Origin of the sequence: Noviherbaspirillum sp., from assembly GCF_035627455.1 — a bacterium.
Taxonomy (GTDB): domain Bacteria; phylum Pseudomonadota; class Gammaproteobacteria; order Burkholderiales; family Burkholderiaceae_D; genus Noviherbaspirillum.
Window position 1 is genome coordinate 107733 of sequence record NZ_DASPLS010000042.1, and the last position, 14672, is coordinate 122404.

General features: G+C 61.8%; 16 protein-coding genes. 10 read left to right on the forward strand and 6 right to left on the reverse strand.

The window, feature by feature from the left end:
- Positions 1–25: 25 nt before the first annotated feature.
- Entirely contained in the window at positions 26–958 is a 933-nt protein-coding gene (locus VEC01_RS08355) for an ankyrin repeat domain-containing protein (protein ID WP_324900351.1), read from the reverse strand.
- Between the two features lie 56 nt (positions 959–1014).
- Here VEC01_RS08355 and VEC01_RS08360 point away from each other — a divergent pair, with 56 nt between their 5' ends.
- The 3 genes from VEC01_RS08360 to VEC01_RS08370 all read left to right on the forward strand — a co-directional run bounded on the left by VEC01_RS08360 (position 1015) and on the right by VEC01_RS08370 (position 3014).
- Positions 1015–1218 (forward strand): hypothetical protein, encoded by a 204-nt coding sequence (locus VEC01_RS08360; RefSeq protein ID WP_324900352.1) that lies wholly within the window; start codon positions 1015–1017, stop codon positions 1216–1218.
- A gap of 365 nt (positions 1219–1583) precedes the next feature.
- Positions 1584–2606, forward strand: a complete 1023-nt coding sequence (gene adhP / locus VEC01_RS08365; RefSeq protein WP_324900353.1) for an alcohol dehydrogenase AdhP — start codon at positions 1584–1586, stop codon at positions 2604–2606.
- 144 nt (positions 2607–2750) lie between these two features.
- Positions 2751–3014, forward strand: a complete 264-nt coding sequence (locus VEC01_RS08370; RefSeq protein WP_324900354.1) for a hypothetical protein — start codon at positions 2751–2753, stop codon at positions 3012–3014.
- A 50-nt stretch (positions 3015–3064) separates the two neighbouring features.
- Here the strand turns inward: VEC01_RS08370 and VEC01_RS08375 are convergent, their stop codons facing one another.
- A complete protein-coding gene (locus VEC01_RS08375; protein WP_324900355.1) occupies positions 3065–5158 on the reverse strand; it encodes an EAL domain-containing protein in 2094 nt (697 codons plus the stop codon).
- Positions 5159–5523: 365 nt separating this feature from the next.
- Here VEC01_RS08375 and VEC01_RS08380 point away from each other — a divergent pair, with 365 nt between their 5' ends.
- On the forward strand, positions 5524–5781 hold the full coding sequence (locus tag VEC01_RS08380; protein ID WP_324900356.1) for a hypothetical protein: 258 nt from the start codon (positions 5524–5526) through the stop codon (positions 5779–5781).
- Between the two features lie 5 nt (positions 5782–5786).
- On the opposite strand, the gene VEC01_RS08385 is transcribed toward VEC01_RS08380, so the two are convergent.
- On the reverse strand, positions 5787–6008 hold the full coding sequence (locus VEC01_RS08385; RefSeq protein ID WP_324900357.1) for a hypothetical protein: 222 nt from the start codon (positions 6006–6008) through the stop codon (positions 5787–5789).
- A gap of 220 nt (positions 6009–6228) precedes the next feature.
- Here VEC01_RS08385 and VEC01_RS08390 point away from each other — a divergent pair, with 220 nt between their 5' ends.
- Positions 6229–8334, forward strand: a complete 2106-nt coding sequence (locus tag VEC01_RS08390; protein ID WP_324900358.1) for a putative bifunctional diguanylate cyclase/phosphodiesterase — start codon at positions 6229–6231, stop codon at positions 8332–8334.
- A 174-nt stretch (positions 8335–8508) separates the two neighbouring features.
- On the opposite strand, the gene VEC01_RS08395 is transcribed toward VEC01_RS08390, so the two are convergent.
- Complete coding sequence (locus tag VEC01_RS08395; protein ID WP_324900359.1) at positions 8509–8778, reverse strand: hypothetical protein; 270 nt, start codon at positions 8776–8778, stop codon at positions 8509–8511.
- A 261-nt stretch (positions 8779–9039) separates the two neighbouring features.
- On the opposite strand from VEC01_RS08395, the gene VEC01_RS08400 reads away from it, so the two are divergent.
- The 3 genes from VEC01_RS08400 to infA all read left to right on the forward strand — a co-directional run bounded on the left by VEC01_RS08400 (position 9040) and on the right by infA (position 10758).
- Entirely contained in the window at positions 9040–9561 is a 522-nt protein-coding gene (locus tag VEC01_RS08400; protein ID WP_324900360.1) for a hypothetical protein, read from the forward strand.
- 259 nt (positions 9562–9820) lie between these two features.
- On the forward strand, positions 9821–10096 hold the full coding sequence (locus VEC01_RS08405) for a DUF1488 family protein (protein ID WP_324900361.1): 276 nt from the start codon (positions 9821–9823) through the stop codon (positions 10094–10096).
- Positions 10097–10497: 401 nt separating this feature from the next.
- The gene (gene infA / locus VEC01_RS08410; protein ID WP_324900362.1) at positions 10498–10758 is read left to right on the forward strand and encodes a translation initiation factor IF-1; all 261 of its coding nucleotides are present in this window, start codon (positions 10498–10500) and stop codon (positions 10756–10758) included.
- Positions 10759–10881: 123 nt separating this feature from the next.
- Here infA and VEC01_RS08415 read toward each other — a convergent pair whose 3' ends face one another.
- Positions 10882–11310, reverse strand: a complete 429-nt coding sequence (locus tag VEC01_RS08415; protein WP_324900363.1) for an anti-sigma regulatory factor — start codon at positions 11308–11310, stop codon at positions 10882–10884.
- Between the two features lie 282 nt (positions 11311–11592).
- On the opposite strand from VEC01_RS08415, the gene VEC01_RS08420 reads away from it, so the two are divergent.
- Positions 11593–13581 carry a helicase-related protein gene (locus VEC01_RS08420; RefSeq protein WP_414691426.1) on the forward strand — a complete coding sequence of 663 codons (1989 nt, stop codon included), beginning with the start codon at positions 11593–11595 and terminating at the stop codon, positions 13579–13581.
- A gap of 10 nt (positions 13582–13591) precedes the next feature.
- On the opposite strand, the gene VEC01_RS08425 is transcribed toward VEC01_RS08420, so the two are convergent.
- Positions 13592–13834, reverse strand: coding sequence for a hypothetical protein (locus VEC01_RS08425; protein ID WP_324900364.1), 243 nt, complete (start codon positions 13832–13834; stop codon positions 13592–13594).
- 330 nt (positions 13835–14164) lie between these two features.
- Between VEC01_RS08425 and VEC01_RS08430 the strand changes: the two genes are divergently transcribed.
- The gene (locus VEC01_RS08430; RefSeq protein WP_324900365.1) at positions 14165–14668 is read left to right on the forward strand and encodes a hypothetical protein; all 504 of its coding nucleotides are present in this window, start codon (positions 14165–14167) and stop codon (positions 14666–14668) included.
- The last annotated feature ends 4 nt before the right edge of the window (positions 14669–14672 follow it).

The following is a 14672-nucleotide window of genomic DNA, read 5'->3' on the forward strand; positions in this document are numbered from 1 at the left end:
ACCGGGCCGCCGCCTCCCGGACGGTTCAAGGCCGGGACGCAAGGCCCGTCCATTGCAGGAATTCCCTCAACCGGTGCCCTCTCCAGAGCGGTCCCCCGAGTCCCGCATATCCGGCTATGCCGGCAGGATGCCAGTCGATATGGCGTTCCGCGCCTTTACCGTCGCTCGCATACCGCTGTGCAGGCCGGGTTCGCGACAAGACGCGCAGAATCTCCGCGTCAGGAAGGGCATGAGCAAGATCCAGCGGCGTATCGCCGGCCATATCCATGACGTGCATGCCGGCATCGGCGGCAAGAAGGAGCTGCACCGTGCGGAGGTCGCCGGAGCGCACTGCAAGATGCAGGGCGGTTTGCCCTGCGCTGTCCGGCTGGTCAACCCTGGCGCCGGCGCCTGACAGAACACGGATGACGCCGGTACTGCCGGAAAGTACAGCCAAATGTAATGCGGTCATCCCTTCACTCTCTTCCGCATCCAAAGGAACGCCATGAGCCAACAGGAGGTGCGCGATACTTGGCGTCTTATTGGCGGCGGCCCAATGCAATGCGTTGTAGCCAAGGTCATCGGCATGATCGAGCCGGCTTCCTGCCTGCAGAAGAAGGCGGACGACATCATAGTGCCCGCTTCCCGCGGCCAGAAACAACGGCGTCACACCGTAATCATCCGGCTCGTCTTGTATGGCGCCCGCGTCGAGAAGCGAAATCACGGCGTCGGTCTGGCCGCCAATGGCAGCGATATGCAGGGCAGTCATTCCACCGTGATCTTTCGCATTCACGTCACTGCCTCTTTCCAGAAGCACGCGCAGGATGCCGGGATCGTCGGAACTGCAAGCGAAGTGCAGTGCCGACCAACCGTTCAGGTCCATGCCATTGACCAGGGCGCCTCCGTTCAGGCACTTGTTTGTTGCAAGGACGTCGGCGCGCGTCACGGCATCGATTAAGTGGTGATCCAGCTCGTTCATCTCACGTACCTCTTTTGACTCCTGCCAGGCCGTGACAGGATCGGAAGGGAAAGCAATTGCAGTTATCGGAACTGGTTGCGGTGTGTGGGACCGCCGGTCGTATCGACCCGGTCGATCTCCTCACCAGTATCCAGCGCCTCAATGCCAATGCCAGCGCCTTCGGATGGGAAAAGTGCATGAACCCGCTGCGCAAGCGACAGCCCGGATTTTTCGCACCAACTAAAGCGCTGTTCGCCACCAGCAGTAAGTGGCAGGCCTGAAAAGATCAGGCAATGAACACAGTATTGGCGTGTATCAGCGGCCCTTCTGTCCGGTAGCTAACAGAAGGGCACGGAAATATCAGAAAAATTGCGCGCTGATGCAGGGAATTTCTATACGAGACGTAAGAAATGGCCTTTACGGAGCGGGGCTGGTGGCGATCCGGGCTAGAGCAACTGATTGAACTGCTTGCTCACAATGGCATCGCACTTGCAGCACGTCTCCTTATATACCTTCACGATTGCAAGGCAATGGCACCCCGCGCAACTTGCAAGCAGCCGAACCTTTGCCCTGTGGCGGCGGTCAGAACTCCTCTCTTGAAGCCTGGATATGCCGGGCTCCGACACCTGAATGGAGGGAAATTGCGATGGCAGCGAAAATGAAGGCCGCGGTGGTGCATGAATTCGGCAAACCCCTTGTGGTCGAGGACGTCGACGTGCCTGAGGTTGGTCCTGGTCAAGTCCTGATCAAGGTGGTGGCCTCGGGCGTTTGCCACACCGATTTGCATGCCGCGGAGGGCGACTGGCCGGTCAAGCCGGCCTTGCCCTTCATTCCGGGGCACGAAGGGGTGGGCTATGTCGCCAAGGCAGGCGCCGGCGTGAAGATCCTGAAAGAAGGCGACCGCGTCGGGGTGCCATGGCTGCATACTGCATGCGGGCACTGCGAGCATTGCATGACGGGATGGGAGACGCTGTGCGGCGGGCAGCAGATGACGGGCTACTCCGTCAACGGCGGTTATGCGGAATATGTGCTTGCCGATCCTTTTTACGTCGGCCGGCTGCCGGACAATCTTGAATTCGCGCCGGCGGCGCCGATCCTGTGCGCCGGCGTGACCGTCTACAAGGGAATCAAGGTGCTCGATTGCAAGCCGGGTGAATGGATCGCGGTGTCAGGTATCGGCGGACTGGGCCACATGGCGGTGCAGTACGCGAAGGCGATGGGTTTTCATGTGATCGCTGTGGATATCGACGACGCCAAGCTGAGCCTCGCACAGAGCCTCGGTGCGGACATGACGATCAACTGCTCGCAGCAGGACGCGCCCGCGGTGGTGCAGTCCGCCATTGCCGGCGCCCACGGCGTGCTGGTCACCGCCGTGTCGCGCCCGGCCTTCGCGCAGGCGGTAGGCATGCTGCACAAGCGGGGAACGATGTCGCTGGTCGGACTGCCGCCCGGGAGCTTCGAACTGCCGATCTTCGATGTCGTGCTCAATGCGAAGACGATCAGGGGATCGATCGTGGGTACCCGCAAGGACCTGGAGGAAGCATTGATGTTCGCCGGCGAAGGCAAGGTCAAGTCCCATATCTCGACCGACCGCCTCGATAACGTCAACGCCATCCTCGGCAAGCTGAAAGGCGGCCAGGTCGAAGGACGGATTGTGATGGAAATCTAGGCCATGGGGCGGCGCGGAGCGCTCGCGGCGCTCCCCGCCGCCGAAAGCGGCTAAAATTCCATGCAGCCCTGCCGCATGTGAAGCCATCCTCGTGCTCCGGCCGGCGGGCATTCAGCCACCACACACAAGCGAGTCGCGACCGATATGGCAATCAATCCGCAGGCAGTCGAGGAGTTGATCAAGGAAATCGAGCTGGCCGATCCGATCGATTGGGGCATGCTGAATATCAGCGAGGAGGATGCAACGCGCCTGATTGCCTTGTCCGTGGTTGACCACTATGAACAGTACATCAGGCCGATGTCCGAGAGCGATCGCGAGTATATCTATGTATCCTCGATCGCCAAGCTGACACTCGAAAACTTTGTGCTCAACATCAAGCTGGCACAGGCGACAGGGACCGGCGGTTAGGGAGCCGTCTCCGCCGCAACGATTGTCGCTGCGTCCGCCCGCGGCGCCCCTCAGTGAACACTGCCGGCGAGTGCCGCCGGCGGCGCGATCCAGTGTCCCTGCACATAATCGATCCCGATGCGGGACAGCACGTCCGCGGTAGCCTGGTCCTCGACGCACAGGGCGATGGTTTTTTTTCCCATCAGGTGCGCGATATCGTTGACCGACTTCACCATTTCCTCGTCGACTGCACTATGGGTCACGGCTGACACCAGTTCGGTATCGATCTTGACGAAATCGGCGGGCAAGCGCTTCAGATGCTGGAACGACGCCATGCCCTTTCCAAAATGGTCGAGCGATACCTTGCATCCGATCGCGTGCAGCCCGTCGACCATCGCCAGGCTTTTCCGCATGTCGGCCACGACCGCGGATTCGGTGACTTCGAAACAAAGCTTTTCCGCGCCGATTCGGAATTGCGGCAGCAGGCCGGCGACATGGGCGAGAAACGATTCATCCATCAGGGTCGTGGGCGAGAGGTTGATCACGCACAGTTCGAGCTTCTCGGCATGCGCCGGATTCGCTTCCAGCCAGTGCAGGACCTGCTCTATCACCCAGCGATCGATCGTGGGCATCAGGGCATGCCGCTCGGCGGCAGGCAGGAACCGCTCCGGCAATATCACTCCCTCGTGCGGGTCGGCCAGGCGCACCAGCACCTCGTAGCGCAGGCCGCTGGCGCCGCTCGCATCGACAATCGGCTGGTAATGCAGCTGCAGCCGGCCCTGGCGCATCGCGTCGCCCAGGCGCGAAGGCCAGTCGATGTCGTCCTTGCGTTGTGCCGCGGCCGTTTCGCCCGGCCGCTGGCATACGATCTGGCCGCGGCCTTTCGCCTTCGCCGCATAACACGCATGATCGGCCAGCTGCAGCAGTTCCTGGATGTTGCGGACGGTCTCGTCGAAGCTCACCAGGCCGATGCTGACGCCGACCTTGAAAATCCGATCCTTGCACACGAACTGGAAGTCGCGGGTCGCCTGCAGGATCTTGTTCGCGATCGCGTACGCCTCCTCAAGCGAACAATGGTCGGCGATGAGCGCGAATTCATCGCCGCCGAGCCGGGCCAGGGTGTCGCGATCGCGTATCTTGCCGAGGTAGACCGCGGCGAGCTGGTTCAGCAGCCGGTCGCCGGCCTGGTGGCCGCAGGCGTCGTTGACGATCTTGAACTGGTCGAGGTCCATGAAGAGCAAGGCGCCGGCGAAATGCCCATGCGAGGCGTGCTCCAGCGAACGCTGCAGCCGGTTTTCGAACTCGCTGCGGTTCACCAGCCCGGTGAGCGCGTCGTGCGCCGCCCGGTAGGCGGTTGCCCTCTGCTGCTGCCGCGACGCCGTGACGTCCCGGAACACGATCACGCCGCCGGCGGTCTGCCCGTCGGGCAGGCAAATCGCGGTGGCGGTATCTTCGATCGCATATTGCGTGCCGTCCCTGCCAAGCAGTACGGCGGGAGAATTCTGCGGGGTAAGCCGCCCGTGTTGCAGCCATGTGATCAACTGGTGTTCCTGCGACTCGCCGGACACTTCGTCCACCGCGTGAAATACCTCCGAGAACGGGCGGCCGAGTGCATCCGCGCTGCGCCAGCCGGTCAGCCGCTCGGCGGTCGCATTCAGGTAGTCGACCTTGCCGTTCGTGTCGACCGAAATCACCGCTTCCCCGATCGCTCCCAGCGTCACCTGTGCGCGTTCCTTTTCGGCGGCAAGCTGCTCCATGAGCGACTTGCGGACGCCGATGTCACGCGTGATCTTGCAGAAGCCTTTCAGCTCGCCATCGGGATTCTTGATGGCAATGAGCTCGATCATCGCCCAGAAGCGCCCGCCATCCTTTTTGCGGCGCCAGGTTTCTTCCTGGTAGGTACCGTTTTCCGCCGCCAAGGCAAGGTTGTGTTGCGGCCGTCCCGCCTCGCGGTCTTCATCGGTGTACAGAAGTCCGAGGTGGCTGCCGATGGCGTCCATCGCCGTGAATCCCTTCATCACCTCGGCTGCCTTGTTCCATGAACGGATCGTTCCGCCGGCGTCCAGCAGGAAGATCGCGTAGTCGCGCACGTTCTCGACCATGCAGGTCAGGAACTCGGCTTTGTCTTGTTCTGATGCCGTCTTATCGTCGTGTGCTTGGTCCATGGCAAGCCCGTTCTGGTCCCATGCATCAGATAATTGATTGACGCACGCCATTTATTGACCACCAGGCGTTTTGAAGGTTGCACGTATCGGTTGTCGACGCACTGCGCAGCAACGGTGGCATCTGTTGATGTGGCTCAATGGAACCGGCTCTTTGATTCCGTATGGCTGCCATCTTGAGCCAACATGGCCGATACGGTCTGCGCTCTCCGGGCCCTGCAATGCCCTGCACGCTGCCCGTCAGGCAGGTAGTGGGTGCCGGAGGCTGCTGCATCGGATAACCCCGCAACAGCGGGCGCACAAAGGCCGCTGGTGCATGCCGGCGTATTGCACATCATCGCGGCAACCGAACCGGAGAAATCAAGACCATGACGCAGGACGAAATTCTGGAAATGTTCAGGCAGCAGTCGGAAAGCATGCCGCCCGAGTCACCCATTGCGACTTCCATCATTCTGGAACTTGCACAGATGCTGGCGGACTCGCGCGGCCGGCTGTCAAAGGAAAACTTCGAGACACTGGTGCGGATCGGCGGGGTGCTCTACAAGGAAGGGCGCAGCCAGTTCGATGCCCGTTCCGACGTCGCGGAAATCATGAAGAAATCGGCCGAGTGCCGCGGGCTGGGCTGATCCTTTTAGTCCCGTGCCGGGCCCGGCCGCCTGGTTTCCCTTTCAAGGTCGGCCCTGGCAAGATGCACCGCCGTGCCCGCGCTTAGCTGCAATTGTCTCAGCGTGCGATTGATCTCCCGGAGCGCCGCCTGCAGTTCCATTTTTTCGACAAACAAGCGTTTCGCTTGCATATAGTCGGCCAGTTCGCGTATGTCGTCGAGGATCTGCGTTTCCGGATCTGGAATCATTGTGTCCTTTGATTAGAGATCCATTCTACCTTCTTTGTATTGGGCATTGTGACTTCCTGTAGATTTGGAACGGACGAAGCGGTGCCAACCGGATGGCGCTTCTCCGTCCCAGGGCGAACCGGCATGCTGCAACGCTGTCCTAACTTGTCGGATGTCGTCATCACGCACCTCCCGTCGCGGCCGCGATCGAAACCGGCGACTCCGAAAGGAGGGCGCCGACATGACTGCCAACACTGTTCTCATCGTTACCGATGACACCGCCGACGCGAAGCTGCTGAGGGAGACGCTTGCGACTGCGCGCGACGGACCGTTTGCCATTGAGTGGAGCCGCACGCTGGCGCACGCGCTGTCGCGCCTGCAGTGCGGCGGCATCGATATCGTGTTGCTCGATCCCTGTCTGCCGGACAGCCAGGGCCTCGGCGCCTTCGATACACTGTTCAAGCTCATGCCGTCGATGCCGATCATGACGCTTTGCGATGAAGATGGCGAAGACTTTGCGGTCGAGGCGGTGCAGCGCGGCGCGCAAGGATTCCTGTCCAAGGGCTACTTCCAGAATGCCCTGGTACCGCAGGCGCTGCGCAACGTGATTCAGCGAAAAAGGGTCGAGGAAGCCTTGTTCGTGGAACGGGAACGGGCGCGGGTTACGCTTGAGTCGATCGGGGATGCGGTTCTAAGCACCGATGTGGCATGCAACATTACCTATTTGAATCGCGAGGCAGAACGGATGACCGGCTGGCGGCGCGAGGAAGCGAGTGGACGGCCAGTTGCGGAAGTCTTGCAGCTGATCGACGGCGCAACACGCCAGCCGGCGCGAGATCCACTCCAGTTGGTGATCAAGCATGAAAAAAGCCTCGCGCTTCACGCGATGTCAGTCCTGCGGCGGCGCGATGGCTCCGAGGCTCCGATCGAAGATTCGGCGGCGCCGATCTTCGACAGAAACGGGGTGGTGACCGGGGCGGTGGTGACGTTTCGCGATGTTTCCGAAGCACGCGCGATGGCGCAGAAAATGGAGCACCTCGCCCAGCATGATTGCCTGACCGGATTGCCAAACCGCATACTGCTGCATGACAGGCTGGAACAGGCGATGGCTTACGCGAAGCGGAACGGCGCCCGCGTCGCCATGCTGTTCCTCGATCTCGACAACTTCAAGCATATCAACGACTCGCTCGGCCACACGGTGGGGGACAAGCTCTTGCAGTCGGTCGCTTCGCGCCTGACTGCACAGGTCCGTCATTCGGACACGGTCAGCCGGCAGGGCGGCGATGAATTCGTGGTCCTTGTGATGGAAGACGCGCATGATGAGCGCGCCGCCGTCCTCGCGGAAAAAATACTGCGCTCGCTCGCCGAGCCGCATCATGCCGGCGGCAATGAGCTGCATGTCACGACCAGCATCGGAATCAGTTTGTTTCCGTCGGATGGAGCGAATGTCGAAACGCTGCTCAAGAATGCGGATACGGCGATGTATCACGCAAAGAAAAAGGGCAGGAACAACTACCAGTTCTTCGATGGCGAAATGAATGCGCGCGCGGTCGAGCGGCAGTCCACGGAAGCGGAGTTGCGGCGGGCGATCGATCGCGGCGAGTTTGTCGTGCATTACCAGCCGAAGGTCGACCTCCTGACGGGAAACTTCACCGGTGCGGAGGCGCTGGTGCGGTGGGTGCACCCACGGCGCGGGATCGTTTTCCCGGATTCGTTCATTCCTGTAGCCGAGGATTCCGGACTGATCGTGCCGATCGGCCGCATGGTCCTGCGCCAAGCCTGCGCGCAGGCCAAGGCGTGGCTGGATCAGGGCATGCCGCCGATGGCGGTGGCGGTCAACGTGTCGGGCATCGAATTCCGCAGCAAGCGCTTCTTCGAGAATGTACACGAGGTGCTGCAGGAAACAGGTCTGGAGGCGCGCTTCTTGCAGCTGGAACTGACCGAGACCGTCCTGATGCGCAACATCGAATCCAGCAGCGCGCTCCTGTACCGGCTGAAGGAAATGGGGGTGCAGCTTGCGGTCGATGATTTCGGCACCGACTATTCCAGCCTGAGTTACCTGACCCGGTTTCCGATCGATGTCCTGAAAATCGACCAGTCCTTTGTGCAGATGATATCCGCCGGCAGCGGCAACAGCATCATCGTCGGCGCGGTGATCGGCATGGGCGCGAACCTCGGGCAACGGGTGATCGCCGAAGGGGTGGAAACGCAGGAGCAGCTGCGCTTCCTTCATGCGCACCATTGCGACGAAGGCCAGGGCTATCTTTTTGGCCGGCCCGTGCCGGCGGCGGACTTTGGCGCGCTCGCGCGCACCCTGTCCGGCGGCGCCGGTACCCTGGTCCAGTAAATGCCACGCAAACGGCCCGCTGGGCTCTGTTTGACAAAGGTAGCGAACGGGCCGGATTGGCGCCGAGGGCGAAGGCGGGGTTTCGCGAAGCGAAGCTTCGTGCCGTTGCAGCCGGCCCTGCCGGCAAGCGCGGCCGCGGACGCGTACGCAAGGTACGCAGAGCAACTCAGGCCACTAGTGAAGCACCCCTTTGAACGGCTCATTCTCGAGAATGTCCCGGCCGTCCTCGCCGGCGCCATCCGGGATTTGCAGTTCGACGTGCTGTGCCTTGAGGCTGCTGCGGAACATTGCCGCGCCAATCAAAAGCAGCCTGCGCATGTCTTGTGATGAAATGCGGGTTTGCAAGTCATCCACGGCTGCTGCATACGCCTTGGCGATGCAGACCGGGTCGATGTCTTCGGTTTCGACTTGCGTGATGAAAGCGAGGATTTCCTCTTGGTCCATGATCCGCCTCTCGTCCGGAATAGCCGGTCAGTTTGCTGGTGCAAGCGGGCAGCCGCGCTGCTGCTTGCAGGAGTGCCATCGGCAGTTATGACGCGGAAAGCCGCGTGATTCTTCGGTTCCAAACTGAAAGATGTGTTGGCCCCGGTGCGCAGCTGCCTTTCAAAAATCCAATTGCGCGACACTCGTCGCTGTTCTCATTGCCGGCCGCTCAAATCCAGATCGATGAAAGAGGCTGGTTACAGAGATGCGTTGAAGTTGAAGATGAAGATGATTGGTATGGCCCCGGCCAGCGACGAAGGTTCCATTGCGGCGCGCTGCGGCAGGCGGACCCGACAGGTCGGAGAAGTGGACGGTTTCCTGCTCGCTCAGGAAGCGGAAAAAAACAGTGCATGCTGCTGGCGCGCTTGCTCTTTTCACCGCGGCGTTCAGGCTCTGCTGCCGGCTGTCTCTGGCGTGCGCCACGATTGCCGGCGCCGGTCAGTGCCGGAATCCGCTGCGCCCGGGGTAAGGTCCCGGCCAGTTTTCGCAGGCGGGAAAAAGATCTTCGAGCGGGACCGACTGCTTGCATTGCTCGATGCCGAGCTGGTAGAGCCCGCCGCCGATCTGGAGCAATTCGGCTATTTCTTCGTCCTGCAGGCGGTCCAGCAGGGGCTCAAGGCAGGTGGCCAGTTTCGCGGCAAGCGTGAAAGCATCCCCTTCGAACTGATTTTCCTTGCGCATGATCAGCGCCATGATTTCAAACTTGGTCATGATGGTACTCCAAAGAGGGAAAGCAAAGCATAAGGCATGCCGCGTTCACGGACGGGCGTCCCGGCCGGGACAGATCTTCCGCCCTTGCATGCGATATCGGCGTATAGTCGGAGGTAGCGTGCCGGACTGTCCATCGTCACTCCTGCCATTTCCTCTGCCTTGCCGCCCAAGCCTCACCTTTTCAGGGATGTTTGGAGGCGAAAGGCAGCTTTTGTGTTCGCGCGGCATTTTTTCATTGCAGTCTGCAGTGCCCGGAACGTCTCCATTTCGCGGTATTCACCGGAGAGAAACTATGAACCAACAACTTAACCAACCCAGCCTCTCGGAACAGGGAGTAACCTTTACCGTCGTCGTGGACTCGGTCAAGCGCGAATGCCTGATTACGCCGCAGGCGCTGCAGAAGCTTTCCGCGCTCGGGCGCGAAGACAGCGAAGCGGACATGCTGGAGATTTTTCACGCCTACGAGGCGAACATCAGCGGGGTCGCGCGGCGGCTGGTCGCCGCCGGCGTTGCCGGCTCGCCGCTGGTCATGAGTGCGGAAACCTTCAATTCGCCGCGCACACGCTAGATCTGTGTACTGCCGTGAAATGATCTTGCCGCTCCAGCCGGGCATTTCCGCGCCGGGCGGAATGCGCCGGCTTTATGCCCGCATGTGGTATAGTGCGTCGTCCGATGGCGGAATGTCCGCTTGGACGGAGCCGGCTTCCGCATTCCGCCACTTCCAGTCCCCCGGTCGCGCAGCAAAGACTGCCTGACGCGCCGGCCACCTCATCGTTCATTGCACCGACCGCCGACGCTGCGTGTGTCGCCGGTATTCCCAGCCGTGCCGCCCGTACGGAGCAAGGCACCTTATCAACTCCTGCGAACGCTGTTCGCGCAGCTCCTGCCACGAAGAAACAGGCCGCAAGGTCTTTTGGGCAGCGCGTGCTGTGCCGGCCGCGGTCGACGGAACCTCAACATGGATATCGCATGCCCAAAGAAGATTTGCTCGAGATGAACGGCCTGGTTACCGAAGTACTTCCCGATTCCCGCTTTCGCGTCGACCTTGAAAACGGACACAAGTTGATTTGCTATACGTCCGGCAAAATGCGCCAGCACCACATCCGCATCCTGGCGGGAGACAAGGTGTCGATCGAATTGTCCCCCTACGACCTGAGCAAAGGCCGCATTACCTTCCGCCATCTGGAAAAGCGCGGACCGGCCACTCCGGGTTACCAGCGCCGCCGCTGACGGCTCCCGCCCCGCGCGAGCCTGGATCGGCTGGGGTGACACATCCGGAAGTTGCTGCAAAGGTGCCCCCGCCTGCCAGCGATTGCGATTGCTCCCGGCCGGTCATCAGTGGGCGCACATGCTTTACCGCTTCCACTTCAACATCGTCACGGTCGTGCCCTTTCCGACCTCGGCCACGATGTTGAATTCGTCCATCACGCGCCGCGCCACCCCGAGTCCGATGCCGAGACTGCCGGCGGTCGAGTAGCCGTCCTGGAGCGCGCGCCCGACGTCGGGGATGCCGCGACCGCGGTCTCGCGCCACGACCAGCAGCCCGCTGCCTCGCCCGTCGTATGCCACGGTGAGCAAGATGCTTCCGCCACCACCATGCACCACGCAGTTGCGCGCGATCTCGGAAATGGCGGTCGCGATCCGGGTGGCGTCGATCATGTTGAACTGCAAGGATCCAGCGAGCGCCTTGCCTTCATGGCAGGCGCGCAGGACGTCGACGGCCGACCTGAGCTCTATCTCGATGCTGTCCTGACCCTCCGCTAACGGTTTGTAAGGCTCCATGTTTCGTCCGTCCACGAAGAGGGCCAAAAATTCCCCTGCTCAGGCTGCCGGCATATCCTGGTTCCTCAACTTCCCGGCGCAAAACATCCACCGCTGCCCGTCCCAAATTCCCCGAGCAGCACGGGTATTCCTGTGCATGAGCTCGGGTCGCCGTTTCTATCTGCCCATAATCACTAGACAATCAAGTGTGACGACCATTCACGGCTTGAAAGCCGCCCGGATACCGGCAGGAACCGCAGCCCGGCCGGGTTATCCTACGAGATCCACCACGTAACCTGGAAGATGATGGAAGACGTAAAGACTGACACGCCCGGCAACGCCGGGGACGCTACGCCGGAGCAGGCATTGGAAGATGCGCTGGAGCAGCGCCTGCAGGGCGTCGGGGCGCGCCTGGCCAAGCTGGAAGGTCGGGTGATGATCCGCTATGCGGATGTGGCGGAAGCGGCCGGGCTGCGCGTTCCCTACGACCTGGTGCCTCCCGACGGCATTCTTGCGAACGCCGGCAAGTGGCGCAACCTGCCGCCGGAAAAGAAACTGCTGCTGGTGCAGGAGCGCGCGCACCCCGGGTCGAAACGGTCACTGCACGCCAAGGTCTGCGAATTCGTCGAGGCGCTCGCCGCGCGGGCGGAGGAATACGGCCTCGATCCGGACGATTTCCTGCACGCGCTCGCGCTGAAGGAATCGGCGGTGCCGGCCGACCATGTGCTCGACCGCGTCGAGCAGCGCCTGCTGCACGCGATCGAGCGCCAGCAGGAAGCGACCTACGCGGCGCGCACGAAGGAAAGCATCAACCTGGCGGAGTACCCGGCATCGTTCGAGCTGGCGCATCGGCTGCCGCGCCGCTTCATCGCCTTGCTCGGCCCCACCAACTCGGGCAAGACGCATGAAGCGATGGAGGCGCTGGCCAAGGCGCGGACCGGGGTGTATCTCGCGCCGCTGCGCCTCCTGGCGCTGGAAAACTATGAACGCCTGGCCGAGGTCGAGTGCGACGGCGCACCGCTGAAAGTCAGCCTGGTGACCGGCGAAGAGCGGCGCGTGGTGGAAGGCGCGACCCATGTGGCAAGCACCGTCGAAATGCTCGATACCAGGACGCGCGTCGATGTCGCGGTGATCGACGAGATTCAGATGCTGGGCGACCGCGACCGCGGCGCCGCATGGACCGCGGCGGTGTGCGGCGCGCCGGCCGACGTCGTCTACCTGGTCGGCGCGCCGGAGGCCAGGCGCGCGGTCGAGGCGCTGGCCAAGCGGCTCGGCTGTCCGCTGGAGGTGCGCGTGAAGTCGCGCAAGGCGCCGCTGTCGATGGAAGCGCAGCCGGTGCGCAAGCTGCGCAACCTGCAGCGCGGCGATGCGGTGATCGCGTTTTCCCGGCGCGAGGTGCTGATGTGGCGCGACATGATCACCGAGACCGGATTTTCGGTGGCGACCGTGTACGGCAATCTGTCCCCGGAAGTGCGGCGCGCGCAGGCCGCGCGCTTCCGCGACGGCACGGCCGACATCGTGGTCGGCACCGATGCGATCGCGATGGGGCTGAACCTCCCGATCCGGCGCGTGGTGATGACGACTTCGGTGAAGTACAACGGCGTTGACGAGGAAGAGCTGAGCGCGGCGCTGGCCAAGCAGATCGCCGGCCGTGCCGGGCGCTTCGGCGTCCATGAGGAAGGCTTCGTCGCCGGTTACGACGAACATACGCATTATGTGATCCGCTCGCTGCTGCAGGAAAAGGTGCCGCCGGTATCGACGCTCGGCTTTTCCGTCTCGCCGACACTGGAACACCTGAACCGGATTACCTCGGTCACCGGGGAACAGTCATTGGCCAAGCTGCTCAAGCGCTTCGAGACGAATATCGACGTGCCGGACGGTTTTTTCACGCCGCGCATCACCGAGGAGCAGGCGGAACGGGCGCTATGGCTCGATACCCTGCCGCTGTCGCTGGAGGACAAGTTCACGCTGTCGCTGGTGCCGATCTCCTCGCGCATTCCGGCGCTGCACCTCGCCTGGCAGCGATGGGCGCGCGCCGTCGCGAAGCAAAAGCCGAGCGCGCTCGACTGGGTCGGCGAACATGCCCATGGCACGCGCGAAGGCCTGCAGGATGTGGAAGACAACTGCAAGCTGTATTCGGCCTATGCCTGGCTCAGTTATCGCTGTCCGGAATACTTCCCCTACGGCGAAGAGGCGCAGCAGATGGCGCGCGATGCGTCGGAGCGCATCGACCGCATCCTGCTTGCGCAGAACAAGGCGCTGCGCAAGCGGGGCGGACGAAGTGTGGCGTAGCGGTAGCGGATCAGGCTGCAGGTTTTCGCAGGTGATGCTTGTGCATCAGGTTGCGCACAACGATCTTGGTGGCTTCCACGATGTTCTTGCCGGTGTCGGGTTCGAACACGATGGTGTGATGGGAGCGGTTGTTCGGATCCTCGCTGTTTTCCTGAATGGAGACGACGGCCAGGATTCGTCCGGCGCCCACTTCGGTTTCCTGAATTTCCGCGACGGCTTTCAGGTTATCCATGTAATAAGTCATTGTCTGCATTTTTTACGTTTCTTTTGTCGGTTGGGACCAGGCTCCATGTGGTCGGGACCGGCGCCGTGCATGTTCATCCATCGTTGATGCGGCGTTGCGGCCGGGGCGGAGCTGCGCGCGGCAGGTCCAAAAGTTGTGTACCCTGCTATCTGCAATAACGATGCCAGCTTTGGCGGCGGTCGTATTTGATTTCCCACATGCATTCCGGTTCCTGACAGCCCCGGATTTTTCGCCCGCTTGCGTACTCCAACAGGACGAAACCGATGACAAGGAGCGGGTATGACGCCGGATTTGTTAGAAAAAGGAAAGCCTTTTCCGGGAACACTGCCGGACGAAGATGTGGCCGTATTTGAATTTTCCAAGGAAGGGCCGGAACTGCGTCTGTTTTTCTCCGGCATTCCAGACGATGTGGCGCGGCGCGTCGAACAGGAGGATTGCTGGCTCGGCTTGTTGCGATCAGGCGATATCGCCATCGTTCCGTGGAAGATCGGCGACCTGATGAGCGGCGATGCGCAATTCCACGTCTTCCTGTACCCGCCGGAAAACCGGCCCACGCCTGACATCATGGACAAGGATCACCGATACGCGGTGCAGCTGATGCTGATCGACCGTGAGACGCGGATCGTGAAGGCCAGGCGCTACCTGTTGCTGTCGACCTTGCTCAGCCGAGAATTTGCGGAAGCGATTGCCTTCCAGCATGGCAACCATATCGGGCGCGAAGAATACGATGCGCAGGTCAGCCAGTTCCAGACGCGCTTTCCCGATGTGAACGAGGTGATCAAGGCGGCTCCGATGTTCGAGCAGGCCGAGCCGTTGGCGCAGCCTTCGAAGGGGCAGCGCTAGCAGG